The sequence below is a fragment of the Yersinia rohdei ATCC 43380 genome (assembly GCF_000173775.1).
GTDB classification, from domain to species: domain Bacteria; phylum Pseudomonadota; class Gammaproteobacteria; order Enterobacterales; family Enterobacteriaceae; genus Yersinia; species Yersinia rohdei.
Window position 1 is genome coordinate 118,395 of the sequence record NZ_ACCD01000003.1, and the last position, 18,870, is coordinate 137,264.

An 18,870-nucleotide genomic window follows, 5' to 3' on the forward strand; every position below is an offset into this window, starting at 1 on the left:
TGTTTTTTCTAAAAGAGAACAATGTTCCATTTCTGATGGATTTGAATTCTAAGGTAAAGTTTCTGGACTTTTGTGATCAAGATCTACTTTATAAATTATCTGAAAATAAATGCGTTAAATTGTGATTGGCATCAAATTAAAACTCTGTTTTAGACACTTTTTAGCCAATTATAGCAATCACGTGTTTTTTTGATTTTTTAAAATAAATAACTCAACTTATTGTTTTATATCTTAATTTTTATTTTTATTGATTTTATCCTGATTTTTCAAATGTGATCTCAAGCAGAAAAACATAAATGGAATTAAGTTTTGTTTTTTATGGTGTAGTTTTTTGCTTTTCTCTGAGTTCTAATGTTATCGAGTATTTCGCAATTTCATTCCGTTATTTAAACATCTGGGTAAATTCATAAAAATTAGATTTCAACGAGGACGCTAAGATGAAGACACCAATAATAATGTCAAAAGTAAAAATAAAATCTTTGCTGTTGTTAACTTATTTAGCTATGGGAATTCCTTCTCTTCACGCGGCAGAAACCTTGCAAGTGTGGATTCGTGCCAGTAATGATTCCAAGAATATTTATAAAAAAGAAGCTGACACCTTTGAGAAAAAAACGGGCATCAAAATTGAATATTTCAATGCGACAACTGACTTTGAACAACGCCTGGCGCGGGCTGCTGCCGGTAATGCTTTGCCGGATCTGATTTTCAATGATGCCGTGGCCATTGGGCAGTTTGTTCAACTGGGCATTGTGGAGCCGATTGAGCCGAAAAATATCATTGGTGGGGAAGACATATTCGATACCGCCTGGAAAAGTGCCCAATATATTGATGGTAAATATTATGGTGTGCCCACTTCAGCACAAACCTTCGCTTTGTTTATACGCAAAGATTGGCGAGAAAAACTGGGGCTTGAACAGCCTAAGAACTGGAAAGATATCAGCGAATTAGCTAAAGCCATGACCTTTAATGACCCCGATGGCAATGGCAAAAATGATACTTACGGCTTTATTTTACCGGCCTCTACCACTCGTGGTTACGCCAGCTGGTTTATCAGTTCCTACCTTTGGCAGGCCGGTGGTGACTTTATTCGCCCAGCGGGTGAGGGCAAGTTTAAAGGCGCACTGGAAGAGCCCGCCGCCACTGAAACACTGAGTTTTATGCGCGGCATGGTGTGTGACAAGAGCGTCCAGCCTGGTGCCATTAATGCCACCACCGCAGATGCTATTCCGTCATTCCGTTCGGGCCAAAGCGGCATGTTCTTCTCCGGCCCGTATCACATTGCTTTATTTGATAAAGATCCCGGCAAAGAGACATTTGAAGTTATCCCGCCACCGGCAGGGCCAGCAGGGCAGGCGACACTGGCTGAAGGCACCACAGTCTTTATGATGAAAAGTAGCCAGAAAAAAGAAGCCGCTCAGAAATTCATAGAATTTATGATTTCACCACAAGGGCAGCAAATCGGTATGGGCATGGGCAGCAATAATATGCCGGTCGTGCGGTTGTCGATTAACAAACAGGTTGATACCAAAGCCGTTTATAACGATCCGCGCTGGGCAATGTTTGCTGATTTGTACGCCGAGCATGGCCGCTATATTCCACAAGTACCTAACTGGACACCTATTCGTCAGGTGACATCTGAAGGTTTCAACCGCATTTTAGCCAACTGTGACAGTGATATCCCTGCTGAATTAAAAGCAGTGAATCAGAAAGTAAATGACGAGTTGGCTAAACAAAATGTCTTAGGGCAGTGAGGGGATGATGATAACGCTAAGCCCCCGACTGAAACGTAATCTGGTTCCGTGGCTGTTCCTGGCCCCGGCACTGGTCATCTTCACCTGGTTTAAATTTATCCCCATGCTGCAAGGGCTGGTGATGAGTTTTTATAAGGTTAATTTTAACCAGCCAAATGAATGGGTTGGGTTTGCCAACTTCTCCCGTGCTTTTGGTGATGAAGCCCTGCATTCTGCGGTTTTTAACACACTGTTATATGTGGTGGTCACCATGGTGGTGGCCGCGTTTATCTCCTTCTTCTTAGCCATGCTATTAGAAGGCCCAGCTCGGCATCTGCGTTTTATCCGAACCGCTATCTTCTTGCCAGCGGTCACCAGTGCGGCGATCGTCGCCGAAATGTGGCGAATTCTGTTTAACCCGACCAGTAATGGTGTGGTGAACCACATTTTGTCTTGGTTCAGTATTGAAGCTCAGGGATTTCTGGCCGACACCGACCAGGCGCTGTGGACGGTGATGCTGCTGCATATCTGGAAAGCCGTGCCTTACAACATGGTTATTTTTATTGCCGGGTTGGCTGGCATTAATCGCGATTTGTATGACGCCTCAAATGTGGATGGTGCCAACTGGTGGAATCGCCTGCGTTACGTCACTTTGCCGGGCATGATCCCCGCACTTTCTGTGGTGCTGATGCTGTCGTTTATTCGTGGTTTCCGTGTGTTTGCTGAAGTCTATGCCACCACTGGCGGCGGCCCCTCTAATGCGACGGAAATGATAATGACCCATATCTACAAACTGGGCTTTGAGCAGTTTGATTATGGGTACGCCTCTGCGGTGTCCTTCCTGCTATTCGCCTTCACTGTGGTGCTGACTATCTGTCATCTCACATTGAAAAAGCGCATCGCCCGCTACTAACCTGAGCCGGAGACGGGGAATGAAAAGTAAAAGTTGGAACAGTATTGGTCGCTGGATAATTTATGGCCTGTTGCTGGTGGTGTTTGTTGGCCCGTACTGGGGAATTTTCGCCACCGCATTCAGTGGTGCGCCGGTAAAACCCGGTGAGCTGCTGGCCTGGCCAAATCAGTTCTCATGGGAGAACTTTATCTTTGCCTGGATGGATATTGGTGTTTGGCAATATCTGCTGAACTCCATTGTGGTGGTGTTCTTTGGCACGGTTTTACAGGTGTCAGTCAGTGCGCTGGCGGCTTATGCTCTGGCACGTAAAAAGTTTGTCGGCGTCTCACTGACCAGCTTGATTATTCTCTCGACCATGATGCTGCCGGAAGAAGTTATCGCTATTCCGCTGTATATGATAATTAACTGGCGGCTGCCGGTTATCGATGCTTCGCTGTACAACAGCTATCTGGGCATGATCCTGCCGGTCGTCGGCTGGGCTTTCTCTATCTTTGTATTGACCGAGTTTATGGCGGCTATCCCAAAAGAGCTGGAAGAGGCGGCGCGTATTGATGGCGCTAGTGAATGGCAAATTTTCTTCCATGTCATTCTGCCATTGGTTAAGCCCGCATTGGGCACGGTAGTGACCTTCGGCTTTATCATGATTTGGGATCAATATCTGTTGCCATTAATTGTGGTGAATCAGGACAGTCTAAATACCATTCCGGTGATCCTCGGCACTTTACGTACTGATGAGAGCATCACACCGAATATCTTTATTGCCATCACTCTGTTGGCGATGTTGCCGAGCATCATCGTGTATCTGGGTCTGCAAAAACATTTCAATCGCGGGATTATGTCTGGCGCGGTTAAAGGCTAGGGAGAAACAAAATGGGATCGGTTGTACTTAAAAATGTCTGTAAATCTTACGGTGACACCCATGTTATCCGCGATGTATCACTGGAAATCCCTGATGGTGAATTCTGTGTGTTAGTCGGCCCGAGTGGCTGCGGGAAATCCACCTTATTGCGCATGATTGCCGGGCTGGAGGAAATCTCCGGCGGCACAGTTGGCATCAATGATAAAGATGTCACTGATGTTGAACCCAAGATGCGCGACATCGCGATGGTGTTCCAAAGTTATGCCCTTTATCCGCAAATGACGGTGCGCGAAAACATGGGTTTTGCGCTGAAAATGGCCAAAATGTCCAAAGCTGATATCAGTAAAAAAGTAGAAACCACGGCCGAGTTATTGGGTCTGGAGGCCCTGTTAGAGCGGCTACCCAAAGATTTATCCGGCGGTCAGCGCCAGCGGGTTGCTATGGGGCGGGCGATTGTACGTAATCCACAGGTATTTTTATTTGATGAGCCGTTGTCGAATCTGGATGCCAAATTACGCACCCAGGTGCGCGGCGAGATCCGCGAGTTGCATCAGCGGCTGAAAACGACCTCAGTGTATGTTACCCATGACCAGATAGAAGCGATGACGATGGGGCAGATGATTGTGGTGCTGCGCGAAGGGCGGATTGAGCAGGTGGGGTCGCCTTTGGATCTTTACGATCGCCCGGCCAATCTGTTTGTTGCCGGCTTTATTGGGTCACCAGAAATAAATCAGTTGAAAGGTAAAGTGGTGCAACAGGGCGGGGAATTCTTGCTGCGGCTGGCTGACGATTCCTTGCTGAAATTGCCCGCGGATTTGCAGGTCACTGAGGGGCAAAATGTGGTGTACGCCATTCGGCCAGAGCAGGTCAATGTGGTGGATGAGACTCACTGTGCCAGCGCGCTGAAAGCCACTATTACCGCCATAGAGAATACCGGCTCGGATATGCAGCTATTTTGCAGTACTGGCGGCGGGCGTTTTACCTCGGTATTTAAACAGCGTCTGGCGGTGAATGAGGGCGAGACGGTTTACCTGCAACCTAAGCTTGCCGGTATCCACATTTTTGATGCCATCACCGGGCTACGGGTTGCCTGCAAGGCTGCATAAGGAACCCATGTCCATGACACCAATGAAATTATACACCCTGGATACTGACTGCTTAATTAAAGCCAAAGCGGTATTACAGCAGCCATTTTCACCTTTGCAACCGGCATTACGCCGGTTACTCAGTGAAGCTGATGCTCTGCGCGATCAGCGGCCGGAAAGTGTGACATACAAGGCGCTGTTGCCCGTCAGCGGCGACATTCACGATTACTATAGCTTTGGCACTTACTGGTGGCCGAATCCGCGCAAGCCCAATGGGTTGCCCTATGTCCGCCGTGATGGGCACACCAATCCGCAGAGTCAAAATGACGATACCGACACCCAGCGCATTGTGCGGATGTGCGATAACTGTCTGACACTCGGGCTGGCCTATTACTTTACCGGCAACAGCCGCTATGCACAGGTGGCGGCAGAACAAATTCGGTGCTGGTTTTTAGATGCCAAAACCCGGATGAATCCACACCTCAATTATGGTCAAGCTATCCCTGGCATTGTCTCTGGGCGTGGGACTGGGCTAATCGACACCCGCCTGATGTGGATGGTGATAGACACGATTGGTTTGATACTGCCCGCCAAGCTGCTGGATACTGAGGATACCGCCGTGTTGCAGCAATGGTTCCGCGACTTTAACCACTGGATGTTCCACAGTGAAGTGGGCCACTCTGAATATGTCTGGCACAACAATCACGGCACCTGGTATGACGTGCAACGCGCCGCCAATGCCATGTTTTATGGCGATCGTGGGCTGGTTTCCACCATTATTAAGCAGGGAATAACCCAGCGGCTGGCGGCGCAAATTGCCCAAGACGGCAAGCAGTGGATGGAACTGGAACGCACTGTGCCATTCCACTATTCCCTGTTCAATTTGGAGGCGCATTTGCTGCTGTGCCGCTACGGCGAACATGTGGAAATTGATCGCTGGGAATGGGTGCAAGATGGCCGCAATGTACAACAGGGAATTGACTATTTGCTGCCATTTATTGCTGAACCCGAGCTCTGGCCTTACCGTGATTTACGTGGCATCGATTATGACAGCGCCTTACGGCTGTTATTGCAGGCGGCGCGCGGTTACCCAAAAGATGCCAAACGCTATCAGGCCGTGCTCGCCACTTTACCGGCAGAAACCCTGACATCCCGAGATAGGCTATTGTGGCAAAGTTAGCCGCAGAGTTAACCGAGTAACACATTAATAAAGATAAAGTTGAGGTACACTCAAGGCTGTTTTTCAGTGAGTGGACGACCTAAATAATGAGTGACATCAATAATCCTGACGACCTGGCCTGCATTACCCGCTTCCTGCGCCGGCAACATGTGCTGACGCTGTGCGCTGGCAGCGGTATGGATATCTGGTGTGCCAACTGTTTTTATGTCTTTGATGAAGCCCAAATGGCAGTTTATCTGATGACAGAAAAGCACACTCGCCACGGCGAACTGATGCAAAAAAATCCGCAGGTTGTCGGCACCATTGCCACCGCACCGCGCACCATAGCATTGATAAAAGGCATTCAATATCGAGGCAATATCACTGAATTAACCGGTGAGACCGCCCAAGTGGCCCGCCAGCGCTACTGCCGCCGATTCCCGGTGGCAAAAGCTGCATCGGCACCACTCTGGCAGATAACGTTGCTGGAGATCAAAATGACCAATAATACCCTCGGTTTTGGCAAGAAACTCTATTGGCAGCAATCCCCTTCGTCCTTGACGCCACAGGGTTGTTAGCGGCACTCCCCAGCCAAATCACTGACTTGTCGTTGACCTTATTTAAAGGTGCTGATTGCGATGGGGTTGCTTACCGCCTTACCGCCTTTTGCCATCTATTGGGTAATATTGCCCCGTTTTGATTATAACTGGCTGTTTTCCGATGTTATGTCATAGTGTTTCTGATATGTATTATTCATAGCAATTGAATGAACGATTGTCTCCGGTGGGGGCGGTGTCAGTATTTTTATCGGGAGGTCAGATGGCGAAGGTACTATTGCTGGGAGCAAGTGGCTTGGTAGGGAGCGAATTATTGCGCTTGCTACGTTTGGATGCCAGAGTCACATCTATTATTGCGCCAACCCGTAAGCCATTGCCTGCTATGAATAAACTGAATAATCCGCAAGGGCAAAATATCGGCGAGTTGTTGAAAACCTTGCAGGAACCGGTGGATTTGGTTTTCTGCTGTTTGGGCACGACACGCCAGCAAGCGGGGAGTCAGTCGGCATTTCGTCAGGTGGATTATCGGCTGGTGCTGGCAACCGGCGAAACCGGTTTGCGGCTAGGGGCGCGGCATTTCCTGCTGGTGAGTGCTATAGGTGCCAATCCGAACTCCTGGTTGTTTTATAACCGTACTAAAGGTGAGGCTGAGCGGGATTTACAGGCGCAAGGTTGGCCCCAACTCACTTTTGCTCGCCCCTCAATGTTGGCAGGAAAGCGCGCCAAACCCCGGCTGATGGAAACACTCAGCGCCCCATTATTTGCCTTATTGCCAGATAAATGGCGCTTAATTAAAGCTAAAGATGTCGCGCAGGCGATGCTGGATCAAGCTTTTGCTCCACCGCAGGATGGCGTGACTATTTTGACCTCAGCACAAATGCAACATGCTCGCCGTACTTGAAGCCGCAGGAGTTAGCTGCACTGACTCCCCCGCATCACATACGGGGAGTTGAGCTTATTTAAACAAGTTTATCGGGTGGGGCTTTGCAGTAAGCAGTCAAAAGTGATGTTGGCGCGACTCCAGAGCTACCCATTAATCGTCAAATGGAATCGGGTAAAAAGTCAGTATTCCCAATGAGTTATATTGGTTATCTCGGCTATGGGATCCCGTGACCCTAAAGTTGGGATCACATTTGCGCCCCCTAATACCACGGAAATACCCCCTGAAGGTTATCCATATGGTAATGTGTAAATCAAAAACGCTGAATTTCCCCCATGCTAAATTGCTTTTCCAGTGTCAGTAACTCCGCATCAATTATGTTGTTTCTCCGCTAGTCGCTCCCTATCTATCTCAATCTTTGCCCATCATGGCGCGGGTGTGCTTGCCAATATCGTGCGGTAAAAATACCTGTTAAATTAATAAGATAAGATTTAATTACCCATGCCGGATGGCAGCAGATGAGTCGCTGATACGAGACAAAATATTGTAGGTAAGGGGATAATTAGCGGGAATATGAGTTGCCATTCTGGGCTAGAGCAGTGCGCAGAATGGCATCAAGGTTCAGTGCAGAGTAAAACAGATTAACGCAGGTAATGGATAACTTGATTACCACTGCCGCGCCAGATAAGCGCGGGATCTTTTAGATCCTGTACAAATTTGCCATCGACCAGCACATTGATCAAATTCACCACTTGCTGCTGTTCCTCGGTCAGTTCATCCAGCCGGTAACCAGTCCAGAGCCAGATATCCTTGCTATCACACTCTTGGCGCACACGTTTTACCAGTTGCAATATGGCCGACAAATTTTGCGGATGCAGCGGATCACCGCCGGAGAGGGATAGCCCTTGTCGCCGGATGCGGGAGTCATTCAGGTCAGCAATGACTCTGTCCTCCATTTCACGGGTAAACGGCTTACCCGAATTCAGTCGCCAGGTGCTTTTGTTATAACAGCCAACACATTCGTGCACACAGCCGGAAACGAACAGTGTGCAGCGCGTGCCGGGGCCGTTGATGACATCGACCGGGTAGTATTGATGGTAATTAATAATCAGTGCCTCCCTTTATCCTTGCCGTTGCAAGGGTGTTGGCTGCATTCACTCACCCGCATCACTGACTTGAGTCAGCTCAACGGGAAGCTTATTTGCCGCCTACCTGCAACGCCAGTGACTTTGGGTCATATCCTGTTTAGTCATCAGCCCAGCTGCCCATTAGCCAGGTGTTTTACCCGCCGTTTCACTTCTTCTTGCTTGCCGGTGTTGAATGGCCGAGCATCCGGGCTACCCAGATAGCCACAGACCCGACGAGTTACCGACACTTTTGATGGCTCATGATTGCCGCATTTCGGGCAAGTAAAGCCCTTGCTGGTGCAGGAAAACTCGCCGGTAAAGCCGCATTCGTAACATTCATCAATCGGCGTATTGGTGCCGTAATAAGGCACCCGGCTGTAGCTGTAATCCCAGACATCTTCCAACGCTCTGAGATTGTGCTGCAAATTAGGGTATTCGCCGTAACAGATGAAACCGCCGTTCGCCAATGGGGGATAAGGTGCTTCGAAATCCAGCTTGTCGTACGGATTTACTTTCTTTTCAACATCCAGATGGAAGCTGTTGGTGTAATACCCTTTATCAGTGACGCCATCCACCACCCCAAACTCTGCGGTATCCAGGCGGCAGAAGCGGTCACACAGATTCTCACTTGGCGTGCTGTACAAGCTAAAGGCGTAGCCGGTTTCATCTTTCCAGCTATCTGTGGCTTGTCTCATATGCTCGACAATAGCCACGCCTTTTTCACGTAATTTTTCGCTATCAAAGACATGAGTCTGATGACCAAACAGCGCATTCACAGTTTCATGAATACCAATAAAGCCCAGAGAGATAGAGGCGCGACCATTTTTAAAGATTTCAGAGATATTATCATCTGCTTGCAAACGCACCCCGCAAGCACCCTCCATATACAAGATTGGCGCGACGCGGGCTTTGATCCCTTCCAGCCGTGCAATGCGGGTCATCAACGCTTTTTTGGCTAACAATAGGCGCTCGTCCAGCAATTGCCAGAATTTCTCTTCATCCCCTTTGGCTTCCAATGCAATCCGCGGCAGATTAAGGCTAATAACCCCAAGATTATTGCGGCCATCGTGAATCTGCTGGCCATCTTCTTCGTAAACCCCAAGGAAACTGCGGCAACCCATTGGGGTCTTAAAGGAACCAGTGACTTTAACCACTTGATCGTAATTAAGAATATCGGGATACATGCGCTTGGTTGCGCACTCTAGCGCCAACTGCTTGATATCATAATTGGCATCGCCAAATTTATGATTCAGGCCATCACGAATAGCAAAAACCAGTTTCGGGAACACGGCAGTTTTACGATTTTTACCCAAACCAGCAATGCGGTTGCGCAGAATAGCTTGCTGGATCATACGCGACTGCCAACTGGTGCCCAGCCCAAAGCCGAAGGTGACAAACGGCGTTTGGCCATTGGCGGTATGCAGTGTATTGACTTCATATTCCAGTGATTGGAAGGCGTCGTAGCACTCTTTTTCAGTACGCGACATCGCGTAACCGGCGGCATCTGGGATCTGCCACTCTGCGGCGACAGATTTATGTTTATTAAAGCTTTCAGTGACAAAGGGGGCCAGAATTTCATCAATGCGGTTTATGGTTGTGCCGCCATAGATATGGCTGGCGACTTGCGCGATGATCTGTGCCGTCACGGCGGTGGCAGTAGAAATGGATTTTGGCGGCTCGATTTCCGCATTACCCATTTTAAAACCCTGAGTCAGCATGCCATTCAGGTCGATTAGCATGCAGTTGAACATCGGGAAGAAGGGCGCGTAATCCAGGTCATGATAGTGAATTTCACCACGTTCATGGGCCAGAACCACGTCACGCGGCAAAATATGCTGTTTGGCATAGTGTTTGGCTACAATACCGGCCAGCAGATCGCGCTGAGTGGGGATAACTTTGCTGTCTTTATTTGCATTTTCGTTTAGCAGCGCTTTGTTACTTTGCTCGACTAAACCGCGGATTTCCTGGTTCAGGCGACCACGTAGCTCTCGCGAAATATCTCTGTCATGGCGATATTCAATATAAGCTCGGGCGAGCTGTTTGTATTGACCCGCCATCAATTGGTTTTCTACCGCATTTTGGATATCGCGGATATCAACCTTCGCCTGGTTCTCCATCGTCTGAGCGACCACTCGGGCAACAGTTGCACAATAATCTGTATCCACAACGCCAACAGCCAGGGCCGCGCGCTCGACAGCTTCCTTGATTCGCACCTCATCAAAAGGTACCTGACAACCGTCCCGTTTAATCACTACTGTTTTCACAATGTCGCTCCTGTATCCTGCCGCGTAGGGTTATCCACAAGACAACCCGCAGCACATAAGGGCTGCGAGGGGGGTGTGGATGGTTTTGTGGATAACTACTACATATAGATATATTAATTGCTTTAAGCACTATATATAGGTGGAGGCAAACAAGTTTGACTTAGAACAAGGAATGCGGCGTTAGCTATCTATCCTTCGTATTTGCAACTTTAAGGTTGTTATTTGGCTTTGAATGAGTTTTTGATGTTGAGGTGTAATCAGGAATGTTGCCGACAAGAAGGAAGGGGAGAGTGAGTCGGTATGGATGTGAATCGCGCTGGCTGGTCAGCCCTAAAGACGTAACAGGCAGACCCGTAGGGCAATATTTCGCGCCAGCGCGGGGCTGTGCAAGGGGCGCGCCGGCCCCCTTTGGCGGTGGGTTCAGCAAAGATAAGGTTAACTCGCTGCTTTAATAACCCCCCAATCCCCAATGCTCAACTGCACCGAATTGCTAAACTTTACCCCATAAAATGTTCGGCAAGCTCTAGATCCCGTCGGGTAAACTCCCGCACTATTTTGCCACTTTCCATCATGGCCGCGCGTTCGGACATATGTGCGACAACATCACTATCATGGCTGACTAACAAGTATGTCATGCCGTGTTGGTGTTTTAAGTGGTTGAGTAGATTTAGGATTTCGGCCTGAACCGACATATCTAATGCCGAGGTCGGTTCATCGAGCAGCAACAGTTTTGGCCTTAATAGCAGGGCGCGGGCGATAGCAATGCGCTGGCGCTGACCACCGGAGAATTGATGTGGAAAACGCCGCGCGGCAGAGGCGGGTAAACCCACTTGCTCAAGTGCCTGGTCAATCCGCTGCTGAATATTTTGCTCGCCGTGAATCTTTAGCGGCTCACCCAGAGTGCGCTGAATAGTATGTTGAGGATGAAGCGATGCATAAGGGTCTTGGAACACCATCTGCACATCTTTGCGCAGTTGACCGACGAAACGTTGCTTCGGCTGTAAAGGGTGCCCCAGCAAGGTTATTTCGCCCTGCCATTCCCGCTGCAAACCGGCCAGAGTGCGCAACACGGTGGATTTACCGCAGCCAGAGGCACCTATCAAGCTGAAAGTTTCGCCTTCTTCAACAGCAAAACTGACGGACTCAACAGCGGTTTTCACCTGATTCTGTTGGGCAAAACTGACGTGTAAATTCTTGACTTCAATCAGTGCCACGAGTGCCTCCAGAGAAATCTGCATTGCGATCCAGCACCGGCAGGTCAGTGCCATAGGTGCTGGCATTCGGGCGGCAAGCCCATAAAGTATGGGTATAAGGATGAGTTGAATGAGGCAAATCTGCCGCCAGCCCTTGGTCTACCAATTTCCCCTGATACATCACTAACACTCGATGGCAATGTTCGGCGACCAGCGGCAGATCGTGGCTGATCAGCAACAAACTCATATTGCGCTGCTCAGTTTTCTCGACGATCAATTCAAGGATCTGATTTCGTAATTTGGCATCTAAGGCCGATGTGGGTTCGTCGGCAATTAATACTCTGGGATTATTCACTAAGGCTATGGCTAGCATGGCCCGCTGCCCCATACCGCCAGAAAGTTGGCCGGGATAGCTGTGATAAGCGCTGTCACTTAATCCGACAGAAGCCAGTGCATTTAGCACCCGCTCATAGGTATCTGCACGGGAAAGGCGGTTGTGCAAGAGCAGAGATTCAGTAATTTGTTTCCCGATGGTGCGCACCGGATTCAGCGCGTAGCGGGGGTCTTGTAGCACCATAGCAATTTCACTGCCACGTAATGCGCCCCATTGCTTGGGTTTCAGGCGCGTCAGATCGTGTTCGATAATCTGGCCCGGGTTACCTTGTTCGTCGGTATTATCCGCGTAATAACTTAGCTTTTTGGCACTGACTTTGCCGGGGGCGCGGACTAAGCCCATCAAGGCTCTGGCGGTAATGGATTTGCCAGAACCCGACTCACCCACCAGTGCGACTCGTTCGTGGCCGAGATGAAATGAAATATTATCCACCACCCTTTGTTGCTGAAAATCGACACACAAATTGTCGACGGCGAAAACTTTATCAGTCATGGTGAGGATCCAAAATATCGCGCAGGCCATCGCCTAGCAGGTTAAATGCCATGCTGCTGAGTAAAATAGCGCAGCCCGGGATCGCGGCAATCCACCACTGGTCGAAGATAACTTGCATGCCGTCAGCTACCATTGAACCCCATTCAGACATCGGCGGGCGCGCCCCTAACCCCAGGAAACCCAATCCCGCCGCGGCCAGAATAATCCCCGCCAAATCGAGTGCCAGTCGCACTACCGCCGATGGGAGGCACATAGGTAAAATATGGCCCCACAGCAAACGTAACCCTTTGATTCCCATCATTTCAGCGGCAGCTAAATAATCACTTTTACGTAATAACTGAATTTCGGCTCTGGCCTGGCGGGCATAGGCCGGCCAAGTGGTGAGAGCCAATGCCAGTGCGCCGTTAATCAAACCGGGGCCCAACATGGCGACAAAAGCAAAGGCCAGAATCAGCCGTGGCATTGACATCACCACATCCGTGACCCGCATGAGAATTCGCTCAAGCCAGCCACCGTAATAGCCCGAAAGCACCCCAACCAGCAGCCCCAATGGCAAGGTAATCACGGTAACTAACAGCACTAATCCTAAGGTTGGGCGAGTGCCGTAAATCAGGCGCGACAGCATATCGCGGCCATAGCTATCAGTCCCTAACCAGTGAATCGCCCCTGGGGGTAAGAGCCGGTCAGCCGAGTTTTGCCAGTTGGGATCAAAGGGGGCCAGCACGGGGGCAAAAATCGCGATGATGACCAGCAAGGAGAGAATAAACAGCCCGATGCTGGTGGAGGGGGAACGCCTTAGCGCTTGGCAGAATTTTATGATTGTCATATCAGCGCGTTCTCGGGTCTAGCAGGCGAACCAGCAGATCCGTCACATTGTTAATCAAAATAAAGCACATTCCGAGCAGCAGAGTTCCGCCCATAATGGCCGTGGTGTCTCCGGCAAACAGCGCACTGGTGAGGTAGCGGCCAATGCCCGGCCAGGCAAAGACAGTTTCAGTTAACACCGCGCCTTCCAACATGCTGGTATACGCCAGCGCAATCACGGTCAGCAAAGTACCACGGATATTTGGCAGCACATGCATCAGCAAGATGCGCATCTCGCCCGCACCTTTGGCCCTTGCCAGTGTGATGTACTCTTTATTCAGCTCACTGAGGCAAGCGGATCGCGTCAGGCGGGTGATGCTGGCTAAGGCATAGTAAGAGAGCAGGGCAACCGGCAAGATTAAATGGGCGATGGCATTGGCAAAAGCACTGGCATCACCAGACAGCCAGGTATCTATCAGGGCAAAACCGGTTTTGGCTTCCACTGTATATTGATAGATATCATCAAGGCGGCCGGGGCCGGGGCTCCATTGCAGGCGAGCATAAAACAGCAGCAGCATTAACAGGCCAAGCCAGAAGATGGGCACGGAATTACCCAGCAGAGTGATAAAACGGATGGTGGCGTCCAGCTTGCTGCCCGCCCAGCGGGCGCATAATAGACCAAGGATAACCCCCAGTGATGCGCCGATGATGAGCGATAATGTCGCCAACTCCAGTGTGGCAGGAAACACGGTGAGCAAATCATGTAACACCGGCTGACCACTGGCACTGGCCAGACCTAAATCGCCGTGGGCAAGGCGCTCCAGATAATGCCAGAACTGTACCGGTAATGGTTTGTCTAGCCCAAGTTGTTGTTTAACTTGCAGATAAGTGGCTTCACTGGCGTGGTCGCCCACAATTTGTAACACCCGGTCTACCGGCGACATTGCCGAGAGAAAAAAGGTGATAACCAGTAGGCCGAACAAGGTCAGGGCCAGGGTAAATAATCCCTGTAAAAAGCCCCAAAGACGACGCCGGGATTGAGTTCCCGGCGTATTATTTAATGCGACAGACATTGGCTAGCAACTCACTGTTTCATAATAAATTTATCAGCAAAAGCTATGCCCAAAGAGCTTGGAGTTGCAGGCAGTGAGTCAGCAAAGCCCGCCATACCCCCTGCAACCTCAAGTATCAAGGGCAAAGACTACTTACTGACACGGTCATAGTAGACCATATCTGCATTCAGACCTTGTTGGTAACCTTTTACATTATCGCGCAGCACCACTTGTGCTTTGGCTTGATCGATAAAGATATAAGGCGAGTTCTGTTGCAGTTCTTGTTGTAGCTGGGTGTAGAGCGCAGTGCGCTTCGCGGGATCGGCCTCTGCCACTGCCGCCAATGTCTGTTTATTCAACTCTGGGATAACCCAGCCATTCAAACCGGCAACCGTGCTGCTCTTACCGTCATTATAGGCAAAGGCGCTGGCATTGGAGTGCGCGTCGAAATAATCAGGGATCCACAGGCGGATAGCCGACTGATGCTGCTTGGCGCGAACGCGACCATAAACCTGGCTGCCGGCGGCTGGCAGTAATACCAATTTCACCCCACCTTGTGCAAAGCTGGCTTGCAAGGATTGAGCAATGGTAATAAATGGCGGTTTATTTTCTACATCCAGTGTCAGTGTCGGGTCTTTAATACCCGCTTTTGCCAGAATATCTTTGGCTTTAGCAGGGTCAAAGGTGAATGGATTGCTTTCCAGCGCACCCGGCAAACCGACCGGCAGGAAGCTTTGATGCACGAAATACTGGCCTTTCAGCAAGTCTTTGGTAATACCTTGATAATCAACTAAATAGCGGGCAGCCTGCCAAAACTCTGGTTTTTTCAACAGTGGGTTGGCGGGATTGGCGGTATTAAAGGCTAAATAGTTTTGTTCCGCCGAGGGGATCTCAACGACTTTAACGCCAGCTTGTGTTTTCAGTGCCGCAGTTTGATCTGGCCCTAATTCACGGGCGATATCGGCATCACCTTGCTGAATCAGCAGGCGACGTGCACTTGGATCTGGCACGTTTTTGATAATAATATTTTTAATCAGTGGCTTACTGCCAGGAGTTGTTGGGTTGGCATCCAACACTATGGCCTGATGCGGTTGATAAACCCGCATTTTGAATGGGCCGCTGCCAGCAGAATTCATCTTCAACCAAGCATTGCCATAATCGTCATCTTTAATGTTGGCGGTAACGGCTTTTTTATCCACAATTGAGGCAATCGGTGTTGATAAAATATTCAGAGCAACTGCTGGGCTGACATCCGCACTCCAACTCAGTTGTACCGTATTGGCATCAATCTTCTTCAGATGTTGGTCGATATTACTCGGTTCCCAGCCCAATACGTTAAGAATAAAGGCGGGCGAGCGGTTCATTTTGACCGCGCGAGCATAAGAATAAATAACGTCATCGGCTTGTACCGGATTACCGGAGGAAAACACGGCCTGTGGACGTAATTTTATCGTTAGAGTTTTGGCCGCTGCATCGCCTTGCCAGCTTTCCGCCAGAATCGGTACGACTTTTTCCGGGTTATCACGATCGGCTTGTATCAGCCGCTGATAGAGACTTGGGACGGTCTGAATGCTCGACAGTTCATTACTTTCAGCCGGATCAAGGCTAACGATATCATCCAGGGATTGCACAACGACCAGAGTATCTGGAGGGGTTGCAGCCAGCGCACTGCCGGTTACTGCTGCCATAACCAAAAATGACAGAATTTTAGCTTTCATTGAGACTCCCTGAAAATGGATTAAGACCAATATGCTGTTAATATATATAGGTGGTATTTGATAGTTATACCAAGTGGAAATTGTTGTTTTTTAGACTATTTCATCACAGTTTCTCACGATAATGGCTTTGCTGTCTGGGGTCAAAGTCTCAACAGTTATTTGTTATATCAATTAGTGATAAAAAAACATTACAAAAAGGTAATGATTTTCAGGCGATCTGAAAATGTCACAGACTTTCCACTAAATTCAGAGTGAACTGATATAATGAAACGTTATTTCATTTTGTTTATAAAAAGGGAAAGTCATGATTACCGGAAATATTCATCATTTGGAATTGCTGCCTTATCTACCTGAGCAACTGAAAGCTGCCATTGAATATGTGAAAAAAAATATCACCGCAGAAACCCCATTGGGCAAGCATGATATTGATGGCAATAATCTGTTTGTTTTAATTTCCAATGATTGCACTGACTATCTGGAAAACCGCCGTGCGGAATATCACGCCAAATATCTGGATATTCAGATAGTGCTGGCCGGTGTGGAAGGGATGACGTTCAGTAATTGTCCTGCTGGAAAACCTGATACTGATTGGCTGGCAGATAAAGATATTGCCTTTTTGCCCGCAGGTGTTGATGAGAAGCAGCTTGTGATGCAAACCGGCGATTTTGTGGTGTTTTACCCCGGTGAAGTACACAAGCCATTATGCGCGGTAGGTGAGCCGGCAAACGTGCGCAAAGCCGTGGTTAAAATGGCGGTAAAGTAAGCCATCTTGCTGGCGAGTTAGGGTTGATTTGTAAAATAGCCGGTCAATGTGATTGATCGGCTCAGACTGCTGATAAAGTTGATTAGAGGGGCAATAAGCTAACAGCATCAGCCGTCGGAGCGACCATTGGTGCAGTCGCCCCCGCTGATAATACTGTGTTGCTATCAACCTCATCGGCTTTATTATTTTATCCTTGGCTCAAGGTGGCCACCATCACCGCTTTGATGGTGTGCAGGCGGTTTTCTGCTTGAGAAAATACAATACTGTGAGCCGATTCAAACACTTCGTTGGTCACTTCCATTCCGCCCGGTAAATCATAAAGTTCCGCCATTTGCTTGCCGACAGTGGTTTGGTCATCGTGGAAGGCGGGCAGGCAATGCAGGAATTTAACCTGTGGGTTGCCAGTGAGTTTTACCACATTCATATTGACCTGATAGGGTTTCAACAGCGCCACACGTTCCTGCCATACCTCTTTGGGTTCCCCCATTGAGACCCAAACATCGGTATACAGAAAATCTGCCCCTTTGACACCCTCGGCGATATCTTCCGTTAACGTAATTTTACCACCGGTTTTTTGAGCTTGCGCCTGACAAGTTGCCACTAATGCGGCATCTGGCCAACATGCTTTTGGTGCCACCAGACGTAAATCCATGCCCACCAGCGCTGCGGCCTCCAACATGCTGTTGCCCATGTTATTACGCGCATCACCAAGGTAGGCAAATTTCATTTCACTCAATGGCTTACCTGGTAATTGCTCTTGCATGGTCAGCAAATCGGCCAGTAATTGGGTTGGATGGAACTCATTGGTTAACCCATTCCAAACGGGCACACCGGCAAATTCTGCCAGTGTTTCAACCACCTGCTGACCATGACCGCGATATTGAATACCGTCATACATGCGCCCCAATACTCTGGCGGTATCTTTAATTGATTCTTTATGCCCGATTTGGCTCCCACCTGGGCCGAGGTAAGTCACACGCGCACCTTGATCATATGCGGCAACTTCGAAAGAGCATCGAGTACGAGTCGAGTCTTTTTCGAAGATGAGCGCGATATTCTTACCTGCCAGTTTTTGCAACTCTTGGCCGGATTTCTTAGCTTGCTTCAGCTCTGCCGCCAGTTCCAGTAGGGCGGTAATCTCGGCGGGGGTAAAATCCAGTAACCTTAGAAAGTGACGTTTATAGAACTGACTCATAGTGCTCATCTCCATGTCCCCCGGGTACTTGTTGCCGCAGCACGATTAATCACCTGCCACTACACCAATTTCTGGAGGTTTAATTGAACTTCAATATGAATTTATATTCAATTTATACGTATAAATATTCAATTACAACCCCCATCAATAAATCTTTCTCGTTTGTAGTGGAGGCAACCGCGTGGGTGTGGGAAAATAGCCAGATACAAAGCCCATTGACTGAGGATAAAGGCATGGCAAACCGCGAAAAACTGGACGAACAACGTGACGAAACTCGCCTGATCATCGAAGAACTGCTAGATGACGGCAGCGATCCGGATGCGCTATACACCATTGAACACCACCTTTCATCTGAGAAGTTCGAAGTGCTGGAAAAAGCCGCCGTCGAAGCTTTCAAGCTGGGTTATGAAGTAACAGATGCCGAAGAGCTGGAAATCGAAGACGGCTCTGTAGTGATGTGCTGTGATGTGATTAGCGAAGTCGCACTGAATGCAGAAGTGATTGATGCGCAAGTCGAACAGCTAATGGCACTGGCTGAAACCTGTGGCGTAAATTACGACGGCTGGGGCACCTACTATGAAGACCCTAACGGCGAAGATGAAGAAGACGGCGAATTCGACGACGAAGAGTTGATTGATGAAGACGACGACGGTAAGCGCCACTAATTTGATGTTTTGAGCGTTAG

The 18,870-nt window shown here is 49.0% G+C and carries 17 protein-coding genes; 9 read left to right on the plus strand and 8 right to left on the minus strand.

From position 1 onward, the window contains the following. Positions 1-437: 437 nt before the first annotated feature. The 7 genes from YROHD0001_RS13340 (at position 438) to YROHD0001_RS13310 (ending at position 7,204) form a co-directional block, all read left to right on the plus strand. Positions 438-1,751, plus strand: coding sequence for an ABC transporter substrate-binding protein (locus tag YROHD0001_RS13340; RefSeq protein ID WP_032816260.1), 1,314 nt, complete (start codon positions 438-440; stop codon positions 1,749-1,751). A gap of 7 nt (positions 1,752-1,758) precedes the next feature. Further along, on the plus strand, positions 1,759-2,643 hold the full coding sequence (locus YROHD0001_RS13335) for a carbohydrate ABC transporter permease (RefSeq protein ID WP_032816261.1): 885 nt from the start codon (positions 1,759-1,761) through the stop codon (positions 2,641-2,643). Positions 2,644-2,662: 19 nt separating this feature from the next. Further along, complete coding sequence (locus YROHD0001_RS13330) at positions 2,663-3,502, plus strand: carbohydrate ABC transporter permease (RefSeq protein WP_004713729.1); 840 nt, start codon at positions 2,663-2,665, stop codon at positions 3,500-3,502. Positions 3,503-3,513: 11 nt separating this feature from the next. Beyond that, on the plus strand, positions 3,514-4,608 hold the full coding sequence (locus tag YROHD0001_RS13325; RefSeq protein WP_004713730.1) for an ABC transporter ATP-binding protein: 1,095 nt from the start codon (positions 3,514-3,516) through the stop codon (positions 4,606-4,608). 7 nt (positions 4,609-4,615) lie between these two features. After that, the gene (locus tag YROHD0001_RS13320; RefSeq protein WP_072086972.1) at positions 4,616-5,767 is read left to right on the plus strand and encodes an alginate lyase family protein; all 1,152 of its coding nucleotides are present in this window, start codon (positions 4,616-4,618) and stop codon (positions 5,765-5,767) included. A gap of 86 nt (positions 5,768-5,853) precedes the next feature. Continuing rightward, a complete protein-coding gene (locus YROHD0001_RS13315) occupies positions 5,854-6,324 on the plus strand; it encodes a YhbP family protein (RefSeq protein WP_004713732.1) in 471 nt (156 codons plus the stop codon). Positions 6,325-6,565: 241 nt separating this feature from the next. Then, positions 6,566-7,204, plus strand: a complete 639-nt coding sequence (locus YROHD0001_RS13310; protein WP_032816264.1) for a Rossmann-fold NAD(P)-binding domain-containing protein — start codon at positions 6,566-6,568, stop codon at positions 7,202-7,204. Between the two features lie 620 nt (positions 7,205-7,824). On the opposite strand, the gene nrdG is transcribed toward YROHD0001_RS13310, so the two are convergent. The 7 genes from nrdG to YROHD0001_RS13275 all read right to left on the minus strand — a co-directional run bounded on the left by nrdG (position 7,825) and on the right by YROHD0001_RS13275 (position 16,227). Continuing rightward, on the minus strand, positions 7,825-8,289 hold the full coding sequence (gene nrdG / locus YROHD0001_RS13305) for an anaerobic ribonucleoside-triphosphate reductase-activating protein (protein ID WP_032816266.1): 465 nt from the start codon (positions 8,287-8,289) through the stop codon (positions 7,825-7,827). 146 nt (positions 8,290-8,435) lie between these two features. Beyond that, complete coding sequence (gene nrdD, locus YROHD0001_RS13300) at positions 8,436-10,574, minus strand: anaerobic ribonucleoside-triphosphate reductase (RefSeq protein ID WP_004713735.1); 2,139 nt, start codon at positions 10,572-10,574, stop codon at positions 8,436-8,438. 497 nt (positions 10,575-11,071) lie between these two features. Then, positions 11,072-11,788 carry an ABC transporter ATP-binding protein gene (locus YROHD0001_RS13295; RefSeq protein WP_032816268.1) on the minus strand — a complete coding sequence of 239 codons (717 nt, stop codon included), beginning with the start codon at positions 11,786-11,788 and terminating at the stop codon, positions 11,072-11,074. Further along, positions 11,775-12,653 (minus strand): ABC transporter ATP-binding protein, encoded by an 879-nt coding sequence (locus YROHD0001_RS13290; RefSeq protein WP_032816271.1) that lies wholly within the window; start codon positions 12,651-12,653, stop codon positions 11,775-11,777. Before YROHD0001_RS13290 ends, YROHD0001_RS13295 begins: the two co-directional genes overlap by 14 nt. Continuing rightward, positions 12,646-13,479, minus strand: a complete 834-nt coding sequence (locus YROHD0001_RS13285; protein WP_004713738.1) for an ABC transporter permease — start codon at positions 13,477-13,479, stop codon at positions 12,646-12,648. Before YROHD0001_RS13285 ends, YROHD0001_RS13290 begins: the two co-directional genes overlap by 8 nt. A gap of 1 nt (position 13,480) precedes the next feature. Next, positions 13,481-14,530, minus strand: coding sequence for an ABC transporter permease (locus YROHD0001_RS13280; protein ID WP_004713739.1), 1,050 nt, complete (start codon positions 14,528-14,530; stop codon positions 13,481-13,483). Between the two features lie 128 nt (positions 14,531-14,658). Continuing rightward, complete coding sequence (locus YROHD0001_RS13275) at positions 14,659-16,227, minus strand: ABC transporter substrate-binding protein (protein WP_004713741.1); 1,569 nt, start codon at positions 16,225-16,227, stop codon at positions 14,659-14,661. 304 nt (positions 16,228-16,531) lie between these two features. On the opposite strand from YROHD0001_RS13275, the gene YROHD0001_RS13270 reads away from it, so the two are divergent. Further along, positions 16,532-16,990, plus strand: a complete 459-nt coding sequence (locus YROHD0001_RS13270) for a NanQ anomerase/TabA/YiaL family protein (RefSeq protein ID WP_004713742.1) — start codon at positions 16,532-16,534, stop codon at positions 16,988-16,990. A 187-nt stretch (positions 16,991-17,177) separates the two neighbouring features. Here the strand turns inward: YROHD0001_RS13270 and argF are convergent, their stop codons facing one another. After that, positions 17,178-18,185 (minus strand): ornithine carbamoyltransferase, encoded by a 1,008-nt coding sequence (argF, locus tag YROHD0001_RS13265; protein WP_032816273.1) that lies wholly within the window; start codon positions 18,183-18,185, stop codon positions 17,178-17,180. 233 nt (positions 18,186-18,418) lie between these two features. Between argF and rraB the strand changes: the two genes are divergently transcribed. Further along, complete coding sequence (gene rraB, locus YROHD0001_RS13260; protein ID WP_032816301.1) at positions 18,419-18,850, plus strand: ribonuclease E inhibitor RraB; 432 nt, start codon at positions 18,419-18,421, stop codon at positions 18,848-18,850. Positions 18,851-18,870 lie beyond the last annotated feature (20 nt).